19 protein-coding genes are annotated in these 20,004 nt (G+C 67.2%); 12 read left to right on the plus strand and 7 right to left on the minus strand.

Annotated elements, in window-relative coordinates:
• Positions 1–931: 931 nt before the first annotated feature.
• Positions 932–1,306, minus strand: coding sequence for a PAS domain-containing protein (locus tag GH815_RS16665; RefSeq protein WP_153749889.1), 375 nt, complete (start codon positions 1,304–1,306; stop codon positions 932–934).
• Between the two features lie 142 nt (positions 1,307–1,448).
• Between GH815_RS16665 and GH815_RS16670 the strand changes: the two genes are divergently transcribed.
• The 4 genes from GH815_RS16670 to tpiA all read left to right on the plus strand — a co-directional run bounded on the left by GH815_RS16670 (position 1,449) and on the right by tpiA (position 4,451).
• The gene (locus tag GH815_RS16670) at positions 1,449–1,811 is read left to right on the plus strand and encodes an SUF system Fe-S cluster assembly protein (protein ID WP_153749890.1); all 363 of its coding nucleotides are present in this window, start codon (positions 1,449–1,451) and stop codon (positions 1,809–1,811) included.
• A 79-nt stretch (positions 1,812–1,890) separates the two neighbouring features.
• A complete protein-coding gene (locus GH815_RS16675) occupies positions 1,891–3,117 on the plus strand; it encodes a glycerophosphodiester phosphodiesterase family protein (protein ID WP_153749891.1) in 1,227 nt (408 codons plus the stop codon).
• 123 nt (positions 3,118–3,240) lie between these two features.
• Positions 3,241–3,609: a HesB/IscA family protein gene (locus GH815_RS16680; RefSeq protein ID WP_153749892.1), complete on the plus strand. Its 369-nt coding sequence runs from the start codon at positions 3,241–3,243 to the stop codon at positions 3,607–3,609.
• Positions 3,610–3,701: 92 nt separating this feature from the next.
• Positions 3,702–4,451: a triose-phosphate isomerase gene (gene tpiA, locus GH815_RS16685; protein WP_153749893.1), complete on the plus strand. Its 750-nt coding sequence runs from the start codon at positions 3,702–3,704 to the stop codon at positions 4,449–4,451.
• A 29-nt stretch (positions 4,452–4,480) separates the two neighbouring features.
• Here tpiA and GH815_RS16690 read toward each other — a convergent pair whose 3' ends face one another.
• Entirely contained in the window at positions 4,481–5,194 is a 714-nt protein-coding gene (locus GH815_RS16690; RefSeq protein ID WP_153749894.1) for a Crp/Fnr family transcriptional regulator, read from the minus strand.
• Between the two features lie 386 nt (positions 5,195–5,580).
• Here GH815_RS16690 and GH815_RS16695 point away from each other — a divergent pair, with 386 nt between their 5' ends.
• Positions 5,581–6,402: a ferredoxin--NADP reductase gene (locus GH815_RS16695; protein ID WP_153749895.1), complete on the plus strand. Its 822-nt coding sequence runs from the start codon at positions 5,581–5,583 to the stop codon at positions 6,400–6,402.
• A 109-nt stretch (positions 6,403–6,511) separates the two neighbouring features.
• On the opposite strand, the gene GH815_RS16700 is transcribed toward GH815_RS16695, so the two are convergent.
• Positions 6,512–6,952, minus strand: a complete 441-nt coding sequence (locus tag GH815_RS16700; RefSeq protein WP_153749896.1) for a hypothetical protein — start codon at positions 6,950–6,952, stop codon at positions 6,512–6,514.
• A 259-nt stretch (positions 6,953–7,211) separates the two neighbouring features.
• On the opposite strand from GH815_RS16700, the gene infC reads away from it, so the two are divergent.
• From infC to GH815_RS16725, 5 genes are all read left to right on the plus strand, one after another.
• Complete coding sequence (gene infC, locus GH815_RS16705) at positions 7,212–7,703, plus strand: translation initiation factor IF-3 (protein WP_425541997.1); 492 nt, start codon at positions 7,212–7,214, stop codon at positions 7,701–7,703.
• Between the two features lie 190 nt (positions 7,704–7,893).
• Positions 7,894–9,234, plus strand: a complete 1,341-nt coding sequence (locus GH815_RS16710) for a globin-coupled sensor protein (RefSeq protein ID WP_153749897.1) — start codon at positions 7,894–7,896, stop codon at positions 9,232–9,234.
• A gap of 247 nt (positions 9,235–9,481) precedes the next feature.
• Positions 9,482–10,387, plus strand: a complete 906-nt coding sequence (locus tag GH815_RS16715) for a hypothetical protein (protein WP_211365114.1) — start codon at positions 9,482–9,484, stop codon at positions 10,385–10,387.
• Positions 10,378–11,469 (plus strand): outer membrane protein assembly factor BamB family protein, encoded by a 1,092-nt coding sequence (locus GH815_RS16720; protein ID WP_170290375.1) that lies wholly within the window; start codon positions 10,378–10,380, stop codon positions 11,467–11,469. Before GH815_RS16715 ends, GH815_RS16720 begins: the two co-directional genes overlap by 10 nt.
• A 217-nt stretch (positions 11,470–11,686) precedes the next feature.
• Entirely contained in the window at positions 11,687–13,600 is a 1,914-nt protein-coding gene (locus GH815_RS16725; protein ID WP_153749899.1) for a cation-translocating P-type ATPase, read from the plus strand.
• Between the two features lie 8 nt (positions 13,601–13,608).
• Here the strand turns inward: GH815_RS16725 and GH815_RS16730 are convergent, their stop codons facing one another.
• The 3 genes from GH815_RS16730 to GH815_RS16740 all read right to left on the minus strand — a co-directional run bounded on the left by GH815_RS16730 (position 13,609) and on the right by GH815_RS16740 (position 16,928).
• Positions 13,609–14,595 carry a phosphotransferase enzyme family protein gene (locus GH815_RS16730; RefSeq protein WP_153749900.1) on the minus strand — a complete coding sequence of 329 codons (987 nt, stop codon included), beginning with the start codon at positions 14,593–14,595 and terminating at the stop codon, positions 13,609–13,611.
• Positions 14,592–15,866 carry an aspartate aminotransferase family protein gene (locus GH815_RS16735; protein ID WP_153749901.1) on the minus strand — a complete coding sequence of 425 codons (1,275 nt, stop codon included), beginning with the start codon at positions 15,864–15,866 and terminating at the stop codon, positions 14,592–14,594. Before GH815_RS16735 ends, GH815_RS16730 begins: the two co-directional genes overlap by 4 nt.
• 63 nt (positions 15,867–15,929) lie before the next feature.
• Complete coding sequence (locus GH815_RS16740) at positions 15,930–16,928, minus strand: asparaginase (protein WP_153749902.1); 999 nt, start codon at positions 16,926–16,928, stop codon at positions 15,930–15,932.
• Between the two features lie 190 nt (positions 16,929–17,118).
• Between GH815_RS16740 and GH815_RS16745 the strand changes: the two genes are divergently transcribed.
• Together GH815_RS16745 and rlmN are read left to right on the plus strand one after the other, a co-directional pair.
• Positions 17,119–17,640 carry an invasion associated locus B family protein gene (locus tag GH815_RS16745; protein ID WP_153749903.1) on the plus strand — a complete coding sequence of 174 codons (522 nt, stop codon included), beginning with the start codon at positions 17,119–17,121 and terminating at the stop codon, positions 17,638–17,640.
• A gap of 113 nt (positions 17,641–17,753) precedes the next feature.
• Positions 17,754–18,983: a 23S rRNA (adenine(2503)-C(2))-methyltransferase RlmN gene (rlmN, locus tag GH815_RS16750; RefSeq protein WP_153749904.1), complete on the plus strand. Its 1,230-nt coding sequence runs from the start codon at positions 17,754–17,756 to the stop codon at positions 18,981–18,983.
• Positions 18,984–19,112: 129 nt separating this feature from the next.
• On the opposite strand, the gene GH815_RS16755 is transcribed toward rlmN, so the two are convergent.
• Positions 19,113–19,928, minus strand: a complete 816-nt coding sequence (locus GH815_RS16755) for an LOG family protein (protein WP_153749905.1) — start codon at positions 19,926–19,928, stop codon at positions 19,113–19,115.
• Positions 19,929–20,004 lie beyond the last annotated feature (76 nt).

A 20,004-nucleotide genomic window follows, 5' to 3' on the forward strand; every position in this document is an offset into this window, starting at 1 on the left:
ACTTCGGAGCACTCGGCGACATCTCAACACTCGCCGACCCTTCCGTCGTCGAGCAGCTCATCGACAACAGGATGAACCGCGGCTGAGGCTTACCGTCACCGCAGCCCCCCGGCCGGTGCCCGTTGGCGCCGGTCGGTTGCGTTCCGCGCACCGGAAAAGGAACGCGCCCGGCCCTGGGGGACGGGACCGGGCGCGACCCGGGCCTTCGCCCGGGGGGTGGTCCCGGCAGAAAATGCTGCCGCGACCGGGACGTTCCGGGCCAATCGTGGCGCGTCAGCAGCCCGGAGGGGTGACGGTCGCCATTTCGCTGATCGCTCCGACGCCGGGTTCGCATTCCGCGACCGGGGCGGCGGCACAGGCGGAAAGCAGCCCAGCGAGCAACATTCCGAGAAACGCCTTGCGTAGCGGTATGACTGGGGCCATAGGATCATCCCTCGTTCAAGCGGATCAGGCGACCCGCAAATCTGAACTGTAATGTTCAGTTAAGTTTTGTCCATGATTGCGATCAACCGTGACGCAACGACGTCGCGTCTTTTTGTGCACAGGCTGAAGCAGGACTGCCACAGCGCCCAAGGGCGCATCCGAAGGGTCTTGGCTCGGCGCGGTCGGGATAAGAAATGCCTTGTTTGCAAGGGCTTTCGCGCTGGGCCGCGCCCTGACAGATCCAAGTCCCGTGGAATCATTGCCCCTGCCCGCAGCGGAGTCCCGAAGCGGCTGTTCACAAGGTTTTCCACAGGCGCGTGCCCGGGACGTAGCGACTGTCATGCCTGCCGATTCCCTTAGCGTCACACGCAACGCTTCGGAACGGGCACCGTTCAATAGTTGTCTTTCCGTGAACTTGACAACCCCAGATGGTGAAAAAATCTTCGGTTGCGCGCGCTTTCACACAAGCCCCGCGTCCGACCCGGCAGATGCCCCGAAAATGTGCGGATCAGACCGGATTCTGGGCGCCCGCGTAATACATCAGCCGCCCCTCGTCGTCGAAGATCGGCCGAATCCGCAGCCGGTTCATGAAGGGCGTGCCGTCCTTGCGGTAGTTCAACAGGTCGATGGTAAAGGGCGTCCGGGCATGCAGGGCGTGGCGGATCGCCTCGACCGCATGGGGATCGGTGCCCGGCCCCTGCAGGAAGCGGCAGTTCCGACCCAATGCCTCGGCCACGGAATAGCCGGTCTGGCGCTCGAACTCCTCGCTGACATAGATCATCGGGTTGTCGGGCAGGGTCGGGGCGGAAATGACCACGCTCATCTCGCGCTCGTCCCGCGCCAGCAGCGCCCGCGCATGATCGTCCGACAAATCCCTGCGCATGCCCACCCCCTGACGGTCTTGCACTGCCCTTCGAGCTATCCCGCCGCGTCGTTCAGACAAGTACCGACGCCGCGGATCAATCCGGCTCTGGACGGCGCCGCCGCCTTTCCTTATATCTTTTGTAGGATTTGCAGGAAACGCGATGTCCATGCAGCAGGAAAAGCTCGAGGGGGCACCCCTCATCCGGCCCTCCTCGACCGATCATCCGCTTTACGAGCAGGTGGTCCAGGCGTGCCGGTCCGTCTATGACCCGGAAATTCCGGTCAATATCTACGATCTGGGCCTGATCTACACCATCGAGATCGATTCCGAGAACGCGGTGGCGATCACCATGACCCTGACCGCGCCGGGCTGTCCGGTGGCGGGCGAGATGCCGGGCTGGCTGGCCGAGGCGGTCGAGCCATTGCCGGGCGTCAAGCAGGTCGATGTCGAGATCACCTGGGATCCGCCCTGGGGTATGGACATGATGTCCGACGAGGCGCGGCTGGAACTGGGGTTCATGTAGCCGTCATCCATTCGTCGCACGACTTTCACGCGCGCCCGGCAAATGGTCTCCGTTACTTCCCCAAGATGCGGAGACTGACATGATCCTCCCCCGCCTGACGGCTGCTGCCGCGCTGTTCGCCGCGACGGCCGCCCCCGGCCTTGCCGAGACCGCCATCGACTATGACCCCCGGCCCTATTACCTCATCGACAAGATGAAGGATGGCCCGCTCAAGGACAGGCTGACTGCCTGCATCGGCCAGACGCCCAGCCGCACCGATTTCTCCATCGGCCATCGCGGCGCGCCGCTGATGTTCCCCGAACATACCGTGGAATCGAATGTCGCCGCGGCGCGGATGGGGGCGGGGATCCTCGAATGCGACGTGACCTTCACCAAGGACAAGGAACTGGTCTGCCGTCACGCCCAGAACGATCTGCACACCACCACCGACATCCTGCTGACCGATCTGGCCGCGACCTGCATCACGCCCTTTGCCCCGGCCAGCGGCGATACGCCCGCAACCGCCGAGTGCCGCACCTCCGAGATCACGCTGGCCGAGTTCCGCACGCTCAAGCCCAAGATGGACGCCGCCGACGCGACCGCCACCACGCCCGAAGCCTATCAGGGCGGCATCGCGGCCTTCCGCACCAATCTTTACACCCATGGCGCGCAGTCTCTGACCCATGCCGAGTCGATCGAGCTGTTCCGCTCGCTCGGCGCCAAGTTCACCCCCGAACTCAAGTCGCCCTCGGTCGAGATGCCCTTCGACGGCTTCACCCAGGCCGATTACGCGCAGAAACTGATCGACGAGTACAAGGCCGCGGGCATCCCGCCCGAGGATGTGTTCGCGCAATCCTTCGACCTCGCCGATATCCTCTACTGGATCGAGAACGAGCCCGAATTCGGCGCCCAGGCGGTTTATCTCGACGACCGCTACGAAGCCGAGACCGAAATCGAGGGGCTGATCGACCCGATGGATCCGGCCACCTTCAAGCCGACCATGCAGGAACTGGCCGACATGGGCGTGCGCTATATAGCGCCGCCGACCTGGATGCTGGTCACCATCGAGGATGGCCGGATCGTGCCCTCGCCCTATGCCCGCGAGGCCAAGGAAGCGGGGCTGAAGATCATCACCTGGACGCTGGAACGCTCGGGGCCGCTGGCCACCGGCGGGGGCTGGTATTTCCAGTCGATCAAGGACGTCACCGACAATGACGGTGTCTATTACGAGCTTCTCGACGTGCTGGCCCAGGATGTGGGCATCGAGGGCATCTTCTCGGACTGGCCGGCGACGGTGACCTATTATGCCAATTGCATGGGGCTTTGACCCCATGCCGGGCAGGGTGGCCGCGCGCTACCCTGCCCTTTTTCCGCCCTGTCCGCCTCTACCGCCCCTTGAGACCATGCCGGGGAAACCCTAGTCTTTGACTTGGGAAAAGGAGGCGCATCCATGTTCGGCATCCCCGGAAAATCACCCGTCACACTGACACCCGCCGCCGCGGCTCAGGTCGCCCGGCTGATGGCCAGGGACAGTTCGGCCGCCCTGCGGATCGGCGTCAAGAAAGGCGGCTGCGCGGGGATGGAATACACGATGAATTACGTCGCCGACATCGACCCCCATGACGAGGTGGTGGAACAGGACGGCGCCCGCGTCGCGATTGCGCCGATGGCCCAGATGTTCCTGTTCGGAACCGAAATCGACTACGAGACAGGCCTGCTGGAATCCGGATTCAAGTTCCGCAACCCCAACGTGGTCGATGCCTGCGGCTGCGGCGAATCGATCAAGTTCCGCGAGGTGGACGAGGCCCGCGGCGGCTGACCCCTTTCCTTGCTGCGCGAAAAAGAGGCGTTCCGCTTCGGGAGCAAATCTCCTAGAAGGCGCGCGACATTTGCAGCAAGGGAGGATTGCGCATGCGGCGGAAACTGGCAGCCGGCAACTGGAAGATGAACGGAACGGGTGCGGCGCTGGCCGAAGTGACGGCGCTGGCCGCAGCCCATCCCGCCCCCGCGGTCGATCTGCTGCTGTGCCCGCCTGCCACGCTGGTCGAGCGAATGGCGCGCGCCGCAGACGGCACGGCGATTGCCGTGGGCGGGCAGGATTGCCACGCCGCCGCCGCGGGCGCCCATACCGGGGACATCTCGGCCGCCATGCTGCGCGATGCGGGGGCAAGCCATGTGATCCTTGGCCATTCCGAACGGCGCACCGATCATGCCGAGACCGACGCCATCGTGCGCGCCAAGACCGAGGCGGCGCTGGCCGGGGGGCTGATCGCGGTGGTCTGCGTCGGCGAGACCGAGGCCCAGCGCGATGCGGGCCAGACGCTGGGCGTGGTCGGCAGCCAGCTGACCGGCTCGCTGCCCGAAGGCGTGACCGGCGCGACTGTCGTTGTCGCCTATGAACCGGTCTGGGCAATCGGCACCGGCCGGGTGCCGACGCTGGCGCAGATTGCCGAGGTGCATGATTTCCTGCGCGCCGAACTGGTCGCCCGCTTCGGCGAGGCGGGGCAAGGGGTCCGGCTGCTTTATGGCGGTTCGGTCAAGCCCGATAATGCCGCCGATATCTTTGCGACCTCGAATGTCGATGGCGCGCTGGTGGGCGGCGCCTCGCTGAAGGCGGCGGATTTCTCGGCCATCATCACCGCGCTGGAAGCCGCGGTCTGACGTTCAGGTGCGGAGGCGGCGCTGCCGCCTCAGCCCGCCCTGCGGTCGCAGTTGTCCCGGTCGCCCCGCTTCTGGCAAAGCGCGGCCGCCAGCGCCGCGGGATCGACGATGCGCAGCCAGCCATAACCGGTCTCGACCAGGCCCTCGGCAACGAACTGGCGCATCGCCCGATTCGCCGAGTTTCGCGACAGCCCCGACATCTCGGCCAGTTCCGACTGCGTGATGGGAAAGATCGTCGCGCCGTCGTTGAACCGGTGCAGCCGCTGCAACGAGATCAGCAGCCGCACCCGCGGATCGGGATTGGCCTGCGCCTGCAACAGAAGCACGAGGCTGTCATATTGCGCCGCGACATTCGTGGCGACATGGCGCCAGGTGGCGCTGTCGCGCCGGGCCAGCGCCTCGACATGCATCCGCGGCACCGACAGCAGGACAGAAGGCGCGCGGGCGACAACGGTGCAGCGCCGCTCGGACCCGCCGACAATGGCGATACTTCCGGCCCACCAGCCCGGATGGGCCACGAAAACCAGCCGCGCCTCCTCGTCACCCGCCTCGGAATAGACATAGAGAAGCCCGTCCACGAGCCCCAGGAAATCCGGCGCGGGATCGTCGCGGTGAAACAGCACCTCGCCGGTGCCGCAGCGGCGCAGGTTCGACCCGGCGAGCAGGGCTGTGCAAAAAGGTCCGGGCAGGCTTCGCAGCCAACCAACCTCGCGGATTCGGCGTCTGGCGTGATTCAGATCCATGGTAGATATGGAATACCTCTAAACTTCAGGCATAGTGTCAGCATTGATACATTAACGTAACGTTAACCAAAAGACGGGAGTACGCGGTTCCCGGAAGAAAGTTGCGTCCAGCGGAAAGCAGCCTACAAAACCCCGTCTTTCAAGCGTTTTCCGACAAAATCCGGCCGTCCGGACCGGCAAGGGGCCAGCCTTGCGCCAGCCCGCCCGGCAGGTGCGACATCCTGGCTTGATCTGGGTCATGGTCCCGCGTGCCATGCTCGGGAATACCCCGCGGGTAGTTCCGCGCCGGGCCTCTCTGTCCGGCCCGGAAGGTTGGGGGTTTCCCCGAAGGGCGAGGACACCTAGAAGGAAAGGAGCGGGGCGTCCTGCCCCGTTGCATCTGACACATGAACCAGCAGAGCGCCGTGACCCAAGCAACCGCCGCCAAGAAGACCCTGCCCGATGCGCAGACCGTGACCGAGGTGCGTCATTACACCGACGATCTGTTCTATTTCCGCACGACCCGGCCGCAATCGCTGCGCTTCCGGTCGGGCGAGTTCGTGATGATCGGGCTGCCCGGCGATGACGGCAAGCCGATCATGCGCGCCTATTCGATCGCCTCGCCCGCCTGGGACGAAGGGCTCGATTTCTACTCGATCAAGGTGCAGGACGGCCCGCTGACATCGCGGCTTCAGCACATCAAGCCCGGCGACGAGATCATCCTGCGGCCCAAGCCCGTGGGCACGCTGGTCCTGGATGCGCTGCTGCCCGGCAAGCGGCTGTGGTTCCTGGCCACCGGCACCGGCATCGCCCCCTTCGCCAGCCTGATGCGCGACCCCGAGACATATGAGCAGTATGACGAGGTCATCATGATGCATACCTGCCGCGAGGTGGCGGAACTGGAATTCGGGCGCGAACTGATCGAAAGCCTGCCCGAAGACCCGCTGATCGGGGAGTTCGTCGGCGACAAGCTGAAATACTACCCCACCACCACGCGCGAGGACTTCCGCACCATGGGCCGGGTCACCGACAACCTGTCCTCGGGCAAGGTGTTCCGCGATCTGGGCCTGCCCTGCGAGACGATGGACCCGGCCGTGGACCGGGCGATGGTCTGCGGCTCGCTCGACTTCAACAAGGACGTGATGGCGATCCTCGAAGGCTGGGGCCTGCGCGAAGGCGCGAATTCCGAGCCTGCGGAATACGTGGTCGAAAAGGCGTTCGTCGGCTGAGACGCCCCGACAGGACATAAAAAGCCCCGCAAGAGATCGCTCTTGCGGGGCTTTCCCGTTCTTCCGGGGCGCAACGCCGGATCGGCCGCGCCCCGGTCTTCCGTCGGGCTTACATGCCCAGCGCGGTCCGCACCTGGTCCAGCACCGCGCCCAGCATGTCGGGCACGTTGCGGGCGGTTTCGACAGCGGCTTTCAGGGCGTCTTTCTCGGCAACGTCCAGCGACGACTCGTCGATCATCGCGATGACCGCATCGGCGTCGAAGCCTTCGGGGCTCAGCACGTCGGCGGGCGGGGTCGTCACGGCTTCCTCGACGGCCTCGGCAGCGTCTTCGGCCGCCTCGACAGCCTCATCCACAGCCTCGGCGGCCTCTTCGGTGGCTTCCTCGACGGCCTCTTCGACCGCTTCGGCTGCGTCCTCGACGGCCTCATCCACGGTTTCGACCGCGGCCTCGGGGGCCGCCGCTTCCTCGGCCATGTTGCCGATGTACCAGATGTAACCGCCGACGCCGACAGCGGCCAGGATGATGATCGTGATCAGGGCCTTCTTCATTGGTGTGTCCTCATTCTCCCATGATCGCGCAATTCTTACGCTGCCCGCTTTTCGCACAAATTGCTGCGCAAGCAAACCGTATCGAACGCCGCAGCGGCGCAACCTTGCCGGTATATGACCCGCAGAGCCCCGGGAAAACCGCCTTGATGCAAGCCGGACGCCCGGGTAACTTGTTGCGCGTCAATCACGGCAGAAAAGGAACCACACCATAGCCCGCAGACCTCACAACGCGCCGCCTACCCGGGAAACTGGTCCCCGCGTGAACGAGCGCATTCGTGCCCCCGAAATCCGCCTTATCGGCGCGGATGGCGAGAATATCGGCGTCGTGTCCCCCGAGCGGGCGATGGCCCTTGCGGCAGAAGCGGGGCTCGACCTCGTCGAGATCTCGCCGAACGCCACGCCTCCGGTCTGCAAGATCATGGATTTCGGCAAGTTCAAGTACGAGACCCAGAAGCGCGAATCCGAGGCGCGCAAGAAGCAGAAGATCATCGAGATCAAGGAGGTCAAGTTCCGCCCGAACACCGACACCCATGATTACGAGGTCAAGATGCGCAGCGTGGTGCGTTTCCTCGAAGACGGCGACAAGGTGAAGGTCACGCTGCGCTTCCGCGGCCGCGAGATGGCGCACCAGAATCTGGGGCGCGACCTGCTGGAACGGGTGGCCGAGGACGTCAAGGAAATCGGCAAGGTCGAGAACATGCCCAAGCTCGAAGGGCGTCAGATGGTGATGATGATCGGGCCGGCCAAGTAGCCGCCCGACCGCGCCATGGACCACGAGGGGCCGTCCGCCGGGGCGGCCCTTTTGCGTGAAACAGCCTGTTTCTGCCTAAAACTCGACGCATACCCCATGCCGCCACAGAAGCGGTAACGACCGGTCAACATTCTGCTGCTTTCTTCGGCCAGGACAGCCGCGAACAAACCGACAGAGGTCGAACCGCATCATGGAAAAACGTGAACCCGCCCGCCTGTGGGCCTACGGTCTCGACCGCAAGACCCGGGACTCGCTCAGGGAGGCGGGAAAGATCGTCATCCCGCATCTCGACGAGCTGCTGGAGGAGTTCTACTCCGATGTCGACAAGACCAAGGAATGGTCCGACTTCTTCAATAAGCCGGGCCTGCGGCTTCATGCCAAGAACAAGCAGAAGGAACATTGGATCAAGATGTTCACCTGCGACTACGCGCAGGACTACTTCGAAGCCGCCGACAGGATCGGCCGGATCCATTTCCGCATCGGCCTGCCGTTTCGCCACTATGTCGCCTCTTACGCCCGCGTTTCGGCCCGGTTGCAGAAAATGCTGGCGGCCGAGGCAAGCCGCGGCCTGCCCTTCATTGGCCAGCGGCGGACGAACGATCTGGTCGACGCGCTCAGCCGCGGGCTGTTGCTCGACATCGAGCTTGCGATCACCGGCTTCCAGAACGCCCAGACCGAGGAGTTCGAGGCCCGGCTGCATGCCCTTGGCGAAAGCTTCGAGGCCGAGGTTGGCCGGGTCGTCGATGTGCTGCACGCCTCGATGGACCAGTTGCACAGCGCCGCCGACGGCCTTGACGACGAGATAACCGGCGCCCGGCACGGGGCGGGCTCGGTCTCGGCCAACGCCGCCCAGATTGCCACCAGCACCCAGTCCGTCGCCGCCGCGATCGAGGAACTGTCGGCCTCGATCACGTCGATCACCAAGGATGTCGTCGCTGCCGCCTCGGCCTCTGTCACCGCCGCGGCCGAGGCCGAGGCCTCGTCGGCTCAGGTTGTCACGCTTCAGACCGCCGTCGAGGAGATCGGCGAGGTGGTCAGCCTGATCTCGTCGATCGCGCGCCAGACCAACCTCTTGGCCGTCAACGCCACGGTCGAGGCCGCCCGCGCCGGCGATGCGGGCAAGGGCTTTGCCGTTGTCGCCTTCGAGGTCAAGGCGCTGGCCCAGCGCATCAGCGAGGCGACCGCCTCGATCACCGACCGTATCGGTCGCATCCAGACCGAAAGCGGCTCGATGGCCTCGCGGATGGCGGGTGTGGGCGAAAGCGTCAAGCGGGTGAAGGAGTTCACCGAAAGCATCCGGACCGCGGTGGACGAACAGAAGCTTGCCGCGCAGCACATCACCTCGCATGCCGAATCGACCGCCGCGAGCAGCAACGAGATGGCCGACATGATCCACGACGTCTCGTCCCGGGTCGAGCGGACCGGCACGACCTCGGGCACGTTGAAACATGCCGTGGCCACGGTATCGGGCGAGACGATGACGCTTTCGGAACGGGTGCGCAGCTTCCTCGGCTCGCTGCGCGCGGCCTAGGATCGGCCCGGCCGCCGCCAATCCCGGCGGCAATCGACCGGCCCGGCTTCGGCACCCGCCGGGGTCGAGACCGGGGGAATCGCCTCATCCGCCACCGCTCGCCCCCTTGCTTCCCTGAGTTGCAGAATTCATACGGCGCTTGACTCACGATCCCGTGATCGTGTGACGCTTGACCCCATGGTGCGGATGCCCACGGGGCGAAATGCTGTTCCCGGGACATTTCTACCGCTGTTCAGGGAGGGAACGGATGACGACGGTCAAGGATTTGCGCAAGGCGATCACGGGGTTGGTGTTCTGCGGCGGCGCCGTCATGGCGATGGCTGCCCATGCCGACGGAGACGACGACGAGTACGAAGAACAGGAACATCTGGAAAGACCGCTGAGTCTGGCAGAGCAACTGGCCAAGGATCTGGCCGCCGGAGCCAAGAGCTTTGAAGGCGATGCCGCGGTGGTCGAGGAACTGATCCTGCGCCGCGGCCTGCCGATCCCCTACAGCTATGTCGACATGCTGATGCACACGCCGAACGCCTTTGGCACCGGGCCGGCCTGCGTGGTCTGCCATTCCAATGCCGACCCCGCGAAAAGCTATCGCGGCCTCGATCTGTCCTCGTGCGAGGGCATCCGCACCGGCGCGACCGAGGAACCGGCGCGGGCGCTGTTCGTGCCGGGCGAGAACCCGTCCAAGGAAATTCTCGGCCGCAGGCTGCGCAACAACCGCATGCCCTTCGGCATCGGCTACCAGCTTGCGACCGGTTCGCCCAGCATCGACATCGTCGAGGACTGGATCCGCGAGGGCGCAGTGGATGACGACCATTTCCGGGAAACCGTGCTGCCGCTGTTCGCGACCGAGGGGGCCTTTGGCCATGACCTTCCGGCCTGCACCGACTGCCACATGTCGAATCAGGAACCGCCCAGCTTTCACGAACTGGACCTGACCTCGTTCCAGGGCATCATGCTGGGTGCCGATTCGGTGGCGAAGGGGGTCGAGAACGCGACCAAGGTCGTGATCCCCGGCAATCCCGAGGCCAGCCCGATCTTTCAGCATCTGGTCGAGAACCGCATGCCCCCGGGCATCAGCCCGCTGGAGGATCGCGACCATCCCAACACGCTGATCCTGTTCGAATGGGTCCGGCAGGGGGCGCCGTGCGACTGAGCCTGACGCGGCGAAGCGTTCTGGTGGCACCGTTGCTGCTGCTCCCCGCGCGGCGGGCTGCCGCCGCGCAACCCTTGGCCAGCTTGCGGGTCTGGCAGACGGAAAACGCGGTACTCACCCCGCCGACGCTTGCCGAGGGAAAGCTGTTCTTCTGCGGCACCACGCATGCGGGCTGCATCCTGCCCGAGGCCGAGGCCCCGCTCTGGCAGCGCCCGCACGACCTGCCCGGCCCAGCCGCCTTCCGGCCAAGGGTGCTGGGCGAGCGGGTGATCGTCGGCGGCCGCGGCGGCATCGCCTGCCTGAACCGCGCGGATGGCAGCGAGATCTGGCGCCATGTCGCCGAGATCGAAACCGGGGTGCCGGTGCTGGACCGCGACAGCGTGGTGTTCGGCGACGGCCACCGGATCGTCGCCCGCGATCTGGAGAGCGGCGCGGAACGCTGGCGCTTTGCCGCCGTGCCCGACACGATGGCCGCCTATGCGCCCTGCATCCTTGGCCCGCATGTCTTTGCAGGGCCGGGGGACGGCGTTCTTTATTGTCTCGATCTTGCCTCGGGGGCGCTGGTCTGGGCGCAGGAGCGGCGCCGCCTGTGGCAATATCTGCGCCAGATCCATGCCGCCGAGGGGTTGCTGGTCGCGGGCAGCTACAAGGAACAGCTTTTCGGCATCGCGCCCGGGGATGGCCGCATCCTGTGGCAATTCGTGGCCGGGAATTTCATCAATTCCCATCACCTGAGCGGCGATCTGGCCTGTCTGTGGTCGCCGACCGGCTGGGTCTATGCCATCGACATCCGGACCGGCGCGGTGCGCTGGCGCCATCAGACCACCGATTACGGCCCAGGCGGCGACAACTGGGCCTCGTTGATGGCGGAACTCGCCAGCCGCTCGGGGCGGCTTTACACGCTCGACATGAAGGATACGCTGCGGCTTCTCGATCTTGGCGATGGCGCGCTGCGCACCTCGGGCCGCGTCCCGGGGCGGGTGCGCCATGCGGTGCTGCCGCTTGACGATCAGCGGGTGGTCTTTCCGATGATGGATGGCAGCCTGCTGATGACACGGGCACCCACAATCGACGGCGACTGAGCCGCCGGACAGGCTGTCGGACCCAGCGCCGCTGATGCCCTTGTCACACGCGATGCCCGGGCGATTCGGCCGACAGGCGGGAAGCCCGGGTAGCCCCCCGGCACGCGGCATCTGCAAAGACGACTGACAGGGCGCCCTGGATCGGGCCATATCGTCCCGCGCGAATCGCCCGGCCGCGGGCGGGGCATCGACGCAAGGCAGAGGGCAGGACGCTGGCATGCTGAAACTCGACGACAACACCTTGCCGCTGGTGCTGACCGGCCTGACGCTGGCCGGGATGGTGGTGGCGGGGATCGCGCAATGGGCGCTGCCGGCGGAATGGGCCTGGGGGCCGGTGCTTGCCGCGGCCGCGCTGCTGCTGGTCTATGCCGCGGGCGGCATCCCGGCGGGTGCGCGGGCGCTGGGTGCGCTCTGGCGCGAGCGGGTGCTGGATATCGACCTGTTGATGGTGATCGCCGCGCTGGCCGCCGCGGCCGTCGGGGCCGCCTTCGAGGGGGGCGTCCTGCTGGCGCTGTTCAGCCTGTCGACGACGCTGGAAAGCCGCGCGATGGGCCGCGCGCGCCGCGCCATCGAGGCGCTGATGGAACTGCGCCCCGACCGCGCGCTGCGCCGCACCGCCACCGGCACCGAGGAAGTGGCGGTCGAAACGCTTGTTCCGGGCGATGTCGTGATCCTGCGCCCCGGCGCGCGGGTGCCGGTCGATGGCGTGATCGTCGAGGGCGAGGGCGCGCTGGACGAGGCCACCATCACCGGCGAATCGGTGCCGGTCCACAAGACGCCCGGCGCGCAGGTCTTCGAGGCGACGGTGAACCTGCATGGCGTGCTGGCCGTCCGCGTCGCCCGGCCGCTGTCCGAAAGCACGGTCGCGCGGATGATCGCGCTGGTGACCCAGGCGCAGGCGGCGCGTGCACCGTCCGAACGGTTCTCGGCCTGGTTCGGCCAGCGCTATACGGTCGCGGTGCTGGTGGGCGCGGTGCTGGCCTTTGCCGCGTTCCTGGGGCTGGGGCTTGGCTGGCACGCGGCGCTTTACAAGGCGGCAACGCTGCTGGTGGCGGCCAGCCCCTGCGCCATCGTGATCTCGGTGCCCGCGGCGATCCTGTCGGCGCTGTCGGCGGGCGCGCGGGGCGGCGTGCTGTTCAAGGGCGGCGCGGCGCTGGAAACGCTGGCCTCGGTCTCGACCTTTGCCTTTGACAAGACCGGCACGCTGACCACCGGGCGACAGGAGGTGGTGGGGCTGCATTGCGCGGGGGACGAGTCGGATTTCCTCGCCCGGCTTGCCGGGGTCGAGGCCCATTCCGAACACCCCATCGCCGACGCGATCCGCCGTCTGGCCGAGGCGCGCGGCATCGCCCCGATCGAGGTGCGCGAGGCGCGCGCGGTGCCGGGCGAGGGCATGGTGGGCGTCGATGACGAGGGCATGATCTGGGCCGGAAACGCGCGGCTGGCGCAACGGATGGGCGCGCGCGGCGTCGAACAGGAAACCCGCGCGCTGATCGACAGCCTGCATGCGGTGCCGCAGACGCTGGTCCTGCTGGGGCGCGGCCCGCGCATCCTGGGCGCGGTGATGGTCGAGGACCGGCTGCGCGACAGCGCCCCCGCCGGGCTGGCTGCGCTGCGCCGGGGCGGGGTGCGGCATGTGGCGATGATGACCGGCGACCGGCGCGCGGTGGCCGAGCGGGTGGCGCAGCCGCTGGGGATCGAGCCTGCCGCGATCCATGCCGAACTGCGCCCCGAGGACAAGCTGCGGCTGGTCTCGGAGATGGCGGGCCGGAGCCGCGTCGCCTTTGTCGGCGATGGAGTCAACGATGCCGCGGCGCTGGCGCGGGCGGATGTGGGTATCGCGATGGGCGCGGCGGGCTCCGAGGTGGCGTTGCAGGCCGCCGACGTGGCGCTGCTGTCCGAGGATATCGGCCGGCTTGCCGCGGCCCATGCGCTGGCGCGCCGGACCGCGCGGATCATCCGCCAGAACCTGATCTTTGCCATGGGCGCGATGGTGACGATGGTGGTGATCGGTGTCTTCTTTCATCTGCCGCTGCCGGTCGCGGTCATCGGCCACGAAGGCGGCACCGTGCTGGTCGTGCTGAACGGCCTGCGCCTGCTGGCAGACCCGATCCGCAAGCGAAGCCGGTAGACCCCGGCTCAGACCGGGCGGAACAGCGTCAGCCCTTCGAGCACGGCATGGGCGGTGCGCACCGCCCGGTTGAGGTAAAGCCGGATCCGCGGATCGCCGGGCGCAAGGCGCGGCATCGTCCAGCCGACCGAGACCAGCGTGCGCAGCATCACGAAGACCGGCAGCATCGCAAGGTCATGCTCAGTCAGCGGGCGCTGCGTGGCGTAGCCCTCGATCAGCCCCGTCGCGATCGCGTCAAGCGCCGGTTCCTCCAGGTTCTGCGCAAGCGCCGTGCCCAGATCGTACAGCCGGAAACCGAAACCGCTGTCGTCGAAGTCGATCAGCCTTGCGTGATGGGCATCGCACAGGATGTTCTCGCGCAGCAGATCGGCATGGATCAGCCCCTGATCGGCGCCGCGGGCGGCATAGTCCGACAACCGCTCGCGGGCAAAGCGGCGGGCCTCCTGCAACAGGATCGCCTCGGCCTCGCTGGCGGCGGGGTGGTCCCAGAACCGGCCCCAGAAGGGCGCGGGCCCCAGGAACCCCTCGATGTCCCAATGCGGGCGGCTGAACCAGGGCGGCAGGGTGATCCGGTCGGTGGCGACATGCAGTTGCGCGACGGCCCGGCCGACGCTGGCATAGCGGCGCATCTGGTCGTCGGGCGTGCCGTCCAGCGGTTCGCCCCCTGCACCGATGGGCGCGCCCTCGACCCAGCTCAGCACCGAGGCGATGCGCCCGTCGGCAAGCTGCGCCATCAGCGCGCCGTCCACCGTGCGCTGGGGCCGCGGCACGCCCAGCCCCGCCTCGGCCAGCGCATCCATCCACCACAGTTCCGAGCGGATCGCCTCTTCGGTCTGATAGCCGCGGCGGTGCAGCCGCAGCACGCCCCGGCAGGCATCGGGCAGGGTCACCGCAAAGACCGCGTTCTCGCGATGCGAGATCGGGCACGGATCGGCGCAGCCGGTCCAGTGGCCCGTGGCCTCCCGGGCCAGCGTCAGGACTTCGGCATCGGTCATGCGGGTTCCTCCGTCCGGGCCAGCAGATCGTCGAGCGTCTCGACCAGAAGATCGGCATTCTCGCGCGAAAAGGGCAAGGGGGGGCGGATCTTCAGCGTGTTCATGTACCGCCCGATGCGGCCGGTCAGGATACCGCGCAGGCGCAGCCCCTCGACCAGCCGCTCGGCGAATCCGGTGGCCGGGCTGCCGTCGGGATGGACAAACTCGGCGCCCAGGAACAGCCCCGCGCCGCGTGCCTCGGCCAGAAGCGGATGGCGCAGCGCGCGCAGCCGGGCCAGCAGATGCGCCCCGACATCGCGCGCATTCGCGACCAGCCCTTCCTCCTCCAGCACATCCAGCGTGGCCAACGCCGCCGCGGCCGAAACCGGATTGCCGCCGAACGTGTTGAAATACCCGAAAGCGGTGCGGAAATCGGCCATGATGTCTGGCCGCGTCACCACCGCGCCGACCGGATGGCCGTTTGCCATCGGCTTGCCCAGCGTCACCACATCGGGCGCAAATCCCAGCCGCTCATGGCCCCAGAACGCATCGCCCAGCCGCCCGAACCCCGGCTGCACCTCGTCGGCCAGGATCAGCCCGCCCGCGCGCCGGATGACGGCAACCGTCGGGTCCAGAAACCCCCTGGGCAGCGTGGGGAAGCCCTCGTTCGCGAAGAACGGGCAAAGCATGAACCCGGCAAAGCCCTGGCCGGTATCCTCCAGCTCGGCGATGGCGCGGGCGACATTTGCGGCAAAGGCTGTGGCCTGCGCCTCGGGGCTGCCGCCCAGCGGGGTCAGGCTTTCGGGGGCGGGGACAAGGCGCACATGGGCGGGATAGCCGCCGATGGGCGGGCGGCGCGTCGAGAGTTGGCTGACAGCAGAGGTGTTGCCGTGATAGGTGTTGTCGGTCGCGATCAGCCCGCGCGCGCCGGTCGCCGCCTGCGCCATGCGTAGTGCAACATCATTCGCCTCGGACCCGGTGCAGACCATGATCGCCTGGCTCAGCCCATGGCCCAGCGTCGCGGTCAGCCGCTCGATATAGTCCAGGATGGCGGTGTGCAGATAGCGCGTGTGGGTGTTCAGCGTTGCCGCCTGCCGGGCAATGGCCTCGACCACGCGGGGGTGGCAATGGCCGACATGGGGCACGTTGTTATAGGCGTCCAGATAGCGCCGACCCGAGGCATCCCATAGCCAGACCCCCTCGCCGCGCACCAGATGAACCGGTTCGGCATGGAAGGTGGGCACGTTCGGCCCCATCAGCCGGGCGCGGCGCTCAATCAGGGTTTCGCTCATGGCCTCCTCGCCCGACTTGCGCCCCAATCTGGAACCGGGGCGCGGGGCTTGGCAAGAGCGAGTTCAGCCGAAACCCGGCGCAAGCCGGATTTCCCCGGTCACGATCCCGCGCCAGTTCCGGATCGGCCCGCCCAGCCGCCGAAGTGTCGCCGGGTGGTCGGGGTCAAGCACGCCCAGCCGGATCAGGAGTCCCGCGATGGCGGCCTCGGCGGCGCGAGTGGCGCCATCCTCGATCTTGACGGCGACGCCAAGGCGCCGGTCCGGCAGGATCGCGACAAACACCCCCTCGGCCCCGGTCTTGACCGCAACACGGCCATCCATGGCACGCATCAGCTCGGTGCAGGCCCGCCCCTCGCCCGCCACCAGATCGGGATGGGCCAGCATCGCCCCTGTCAGCCGCGCGGCGGCGCGGGTGCGGGGTTCGGCGGCATCGGGCCGGGCATTCGCAAAGACCGCCATGGCGCGGGCAAGGCCGTGCATGGTCGTCGCGAAATTGGGAGCCGAACAGCCGTCGATGCCCAAACACGGACTCGGCTGCCCTGTCACCGCCTCGAACGCGGCGCGGATGGCGCGCTGCACGGGATGGCCCGGATCGTTGTAATCGGACCCCGCGCCCAGATGGCGCGCCAGCGTCAGGAAACCCGCATGCTTGCCCGAGCAATTGTTGTGCAACTGGCTTGGCGCCTCGCCCGCGAGCAGCATCCGCCTGCGCTCGGCACGATCACGGCTGGGCTGCGCGCCGCAAAGCAGATCGGCCTCGGACAGTCCCAGCCGGTCAAGCCACGCGGCGACAAGCGTCACATGAACCGGCGCCCCTTCGTGCGAGGCACAGGCCAGCGCCAGTTCGGCATCGTCCAGACCCGCCGCATCGGCCGCGCCACTTTCGACCAGCGGCAGCGCCTGGATCATCTTGACCGAAGACCGCGGATAGATCACCGCGCCCGGATCGCCCCAGGCATCCAGAACCGCGCCCGTGCCGTCGCAGATCACCGCATGCCCGCGATGGCGCGATTCGACCATGCCGCTGCGCCAAAGCTCGACCAGTGCGACCGCCTCGGCCATGATCCGCCTCCCCTTCAAGCCCACGCGATTTTGTGCGATGAGGGATTTCACATCCCTGCGCGGCTACGGTAGGTTGCGCAGATCGAGTTGCAAACCGTCCCGCCACTGGAAATCCGGCCGAGCGAGGGGCCGATCCGGCGGACAGCGAGGCAAGCATGGCTGGAGGCCTGTACCGACGATGAACCCCCTGATGCGAACGGCCCTTGCGGGCGGGATGATGGCGCTGTGGGCCGTGGCCGCCCAGGCGCAGCAGGAATCGACCAACAATGTCGCGGTCAAGACCGACTGGAACGTCTTCGTCGAGACGAACCCGCGCGAATGCTGGGGCGTCTCGCCGCCGAAACAGACGGTCAACACCCGCGACGGACGGGTGGTCGCGGTGAACCGCGGCGAGATCCTTCTGTTCGTCACGTTCCGACCCGGCGCGGGCGCCGCGGGCGAAGTGTCGTTCACCGGCGGCTATCCCTTTGCCCAGGGCTCGACCGTCTCGGTCCAGATCGGCAGCGAGACCTTCGAGTTGTTCACCGACAACCAATGGGCCTGGCCCGCATCCAAGGCCGACGATGCCCGGGTGCTTGCCGCGATGAAACGCGGGGCCGAGGCGGTGCTGACCGGGCGATCCTCGCGCGGGACGCAGACCAAGGACACCTTCTCGCTGATGGGCTTTACCGCCGCGATGGAGGAGGCCGAGCGCCGCTGCGCCGGCAACTGACCCCGGCCCGGTGCCGGTGACGAACGTCCCGCATGCGGCCTGCCGCCTGCGGGATGTTTCATTTTGCGGGCCGATCCCATATAAGGGTCACCCACCCGAAGGAGACGCGCCAGATGACCGCGAGCCCGCCGATCACGCCCGAGGTGCTGCCGATCCCGCGCAAGCCGACCGAGGCCGCGCACCTGAACCTGGTGGGCCTGACCCGGCCCGCGCTGCGCGCCGCCCTTGTGGCAGCGGGCACGCCCGAGGCGCAGGCCAAGATGCGCGAGAACCAGCTTTGGCAATGGATCTATCACAAGGGCGTGCGCAGCTTCGATGCGATGACCAACCTTGCCAAGGAGTACCGCGCGCTGCTGGCCGGGCATTTCATGATCGAGCTGCCGGAAATGGTTGCGCGCACCGTCTCGGCCGACGGCACGCGGAAATACCTGGTCCGCATCGCGGGCGGGCATGAGGTCGAGGTGGTCTATATCCCAGAGGACGGGCGCGGCACGCTCTGCATTTCCAGCCAGGTGGGCTGCACGCTGACCTGCACCTTCTGCCATACCGGCACCCAGCGGCTGGTGCGCAACCTGACCGCGGCCGAGATCGTCGGCCAGATCATGCTGGCCCGCGACGATCTGGGCGAATGGCCCGAGCCGGGCCGCGCGCCCAAGGACGAGACGCGGCTGATCTCGAACCTCGTGCTGATGGGGATGGGCGAGCCGCTTTATAATTTCGATGCGGTCCGCGACGCGATGAAGATCGCGATGGATAACGAGGGCATTTCGCTGAGCCGCCGCCGGATCACGCTGTCGACCAGCGGCATCGTGCCCGAGATCCCCCGCGCAGGCGCCGAGATCGGCTGCATGCTGGCGGTCAGCCTGCACGCCACCACCGACGAGCTGCGCAACCAACTGGTTCCGATCAACCGGAAATATCCGCTGGCGCAACTTCTGGACGCGCTGCGCGCCTATCCGAAACTGTCGAATTCCGAACGGATCACGTTCGAGTATGTGATGCTGAAGGACGTGAACGACAGCGACGCGGATGCGCGCCGGCTGGTCAGGCTGATCGCCGGGATCCCCGCCAAGATCAACCTGATCCCGTTCAACGAATGGCCCGGCGCACCCTATCAGCGGTCGGACTGGGAGCGGATCGAGGCCTTTGCCGATATCGTGCACAAGGCAGGCTATGCCAGCCCCATCCGCACGCCGCGCGGCGAGGATATCATGGCAGCCTGCGGGCAGTTGAAATCCGCCACCGAACGCGCCCGCAAGAGCCGGTTCGAAATCGCCGCCGAGGCCGGGCTGCCCCAGCCCGAACGGGTGGTGCGCCGCCCGGACGCGCCCGACCTGCACTGATCCTGTCCGCCCATCCCGGCGCGCTCCCGCCCCCGGGCCGCACGGGGCTTGCGCCCCGTTTGCCCGGCGTTGGGCGTGGCGCGGCCTGACGGCCGCGCGGGGGTATTTGGGCCAAGAAGAAGGGTGGGGTCAGCCCTTCGGAGTCCAGCGCTCGATCACGGCCAGGGCCTCTTCGGCGGTCTCGACGAAGGTGAAGAGGTCGAGATCGGCGGACGAGATCGTGCCTGCCTCGGCCAGGGCCTGCCAGTTGATGACCTTTTCCCAGAACGCCCGGCCGAACAGCAGGAAGGGGACAGGGTCCATCCGTTCGGTCTGGATCAGGGTCAGCGCCTCGAACATCTCGTCGAGCGTGCCGAAGCCGCCGGGGAAGATCGCGATGGCGGCCGCGCGCAGCAGGAAATGCATCTTGCGGATGCCGAAATAGTGAAAGTTGAAGCACAGATCGGGGGTGATGTAGGGATTGGGCGCCTGTTCGTGCGGCAGCACGATATTGAGCCCGATCGACACGCCGCCCGCTTCGGCCGCGCCGCGATTGCCGGCTTCCATGATGCCGGGGCCACCGCCGGTGACGATGACGTGGTGCTTGCCGTTGCGCTGGCTCTTTTCGGTGATCAGCCGGGCGAATTTCCGCGCCTCGTCGTAGTAGCGCGTGAACTCGGCCAGCGTTTCGGTCGCGGCCTCGTCCCGGCGGGCGGGCTCGGGGATGCGGGCCGAGCCGAACAGAACGATGGTGCTGTCGATGCCGAATTCCTTCATCACCAGTTCGGGTTTCAACAGTTCCAGTTGCAGCCGGACCGGGCGCAGTTCGTCGCGCCACAGGAATTCGGGATCGGCGAAGGCAAGCCGGTAGGCCGGGGCGCGGGTCTGCGCGGTGTCGGGTACCTCGCGGACGGTTTCGACATCCTCCTGGGCGTCGCGGAACGGGCGTCGGCTGTCGTCATGCATGGGCTTCTCATCGGGCTTGGATTGCGCCTTCGGTGTCTAGCCTCTATAGCTTGACGCCCAGTGAAGCGAGAGACCA

The sequence above is a fragment of the Rhodovulum strictum genome, assembly GCF_009649175.1.
Classification (GTDB): Bacteria; Pseudomonadota; Alphaproteobacteria; order Rhodobacterales; family Rhodobacteraceae; genus Rhodovulum; species Rhodovulum strictum.

Coding starts and splice junctions, on each gene's coding strand:
- GH815_RS16740 (WP_153749902.1), bottom strand. CDS start 16,928: ATGGCCGAGGCGGTCGCACTGGTCGAGCTTTGGCGCAGCGGCATGGTC.
- GH815_RS16715 (WP_211365114.1), top strand. CDS start 9,482: ATGACGACGGTCAAGGATTTGCGCAAGGCGATCACGGGGTTGGTGTTC.
- GH815_RS16675 (WP_153749891.1), top strand. CDS start 1,891: ATGATCCTCCCCCGCCTGACGGCTGCTGCCGCGCTGTTCGCCGCGACG.
- GH815_RS16665 (WP_153749889.1), bottom strand. CDS start 1,306: ATGCGCAGGGATTTGTCGGACGATCATGCGCGGGCGCTGCTGGCGCGG.
- GH815_RS16725 (WP_153749899.1), top strand. CDS start 11,687: ATGCTGAAACTCGACGACAACACCTTGCCGCTGGTGCTGACCGGCCTG.
- GH815_RS16700 (WP_153749896.1), bottom strand. CDS start 6,952: ATGAAGAAGGCCCTGATCACGATCATCATCCTGGCCGCTGTCGGCGTC.
- GH815_RS16755 (WP_153749905.1), bottom strand. CDS start 19,928: ATGCATGACGACAGCCGACGCCCGTTCCGCGACGCCCAGGAGGATGTC.
- GH815_RS16680 (WP_153749892.1), top strand. CDS start 3,241: ATGTTCGGCATCCCCGGAAAATCACCCGTCACACTGACACCCGCCGCC.
- GH815_RS16710 (WP_153749897.1), top strand. CDS start 7,894: ATGGAAAAACGTGAACCCGCCCGCCTGTGGGCCTACGGTCTCGACCGC.
- GH815_RS16730 (WP_153749900.1), bottom strand. CDS start 14,595: ATGACCGATGCCGAAGTCCTGACGCTGGCCCGGGAGGCCACGGGCCAC.
- tpiA (WP_153749893.1), top strand. CDS start 3,702: ATGCGGCGGAAACTGGCAGCCGGCAACTGGAAGATGAACGGAACGGGT.
- GH815_RS16745 (WP_153749903.1), top strand. CDS start 17,119: ATGCGAACGGCCCTTGCGGGCGGGATGATGGCGCTGTGGGCCGTGGCC.
- GH815_RS16695 (WP_153749895.1), top strand. CDS start 5,581: ATGAACCAGCAGAGCGCCGTGACCCAAGCAACCGCCGCCAAGAAGACC.
- GH815_RS16670 (WP_153749890.1), top strand. CDS start 1,449: ATGTCCATGCAGCAGGAAAAGCTCGAGGGGGCACCCCTCATCCGGCCC.
- rlmN (WP_153749904.1), top strand. CDS start 17,754: ATGACCGCGAGCCCGCCGATCACGCCCGAGGTGCTGCCGATCCCGCGC.
- GH815_RS16690 (WP_153749894.1), bottom strand. CDS start 5,194: ATGGATCTGAATCACGCCAGACGCCGAATCCGCGAGGTTGGTTGGCTG.
- GH815_RS16735 (WP_153749901.1), bottom strand. CDS start 15,866: ATGAGCGAAACCCTGATTGAGCGCCGCGCCCGGCTGATGGGGCCGAAC.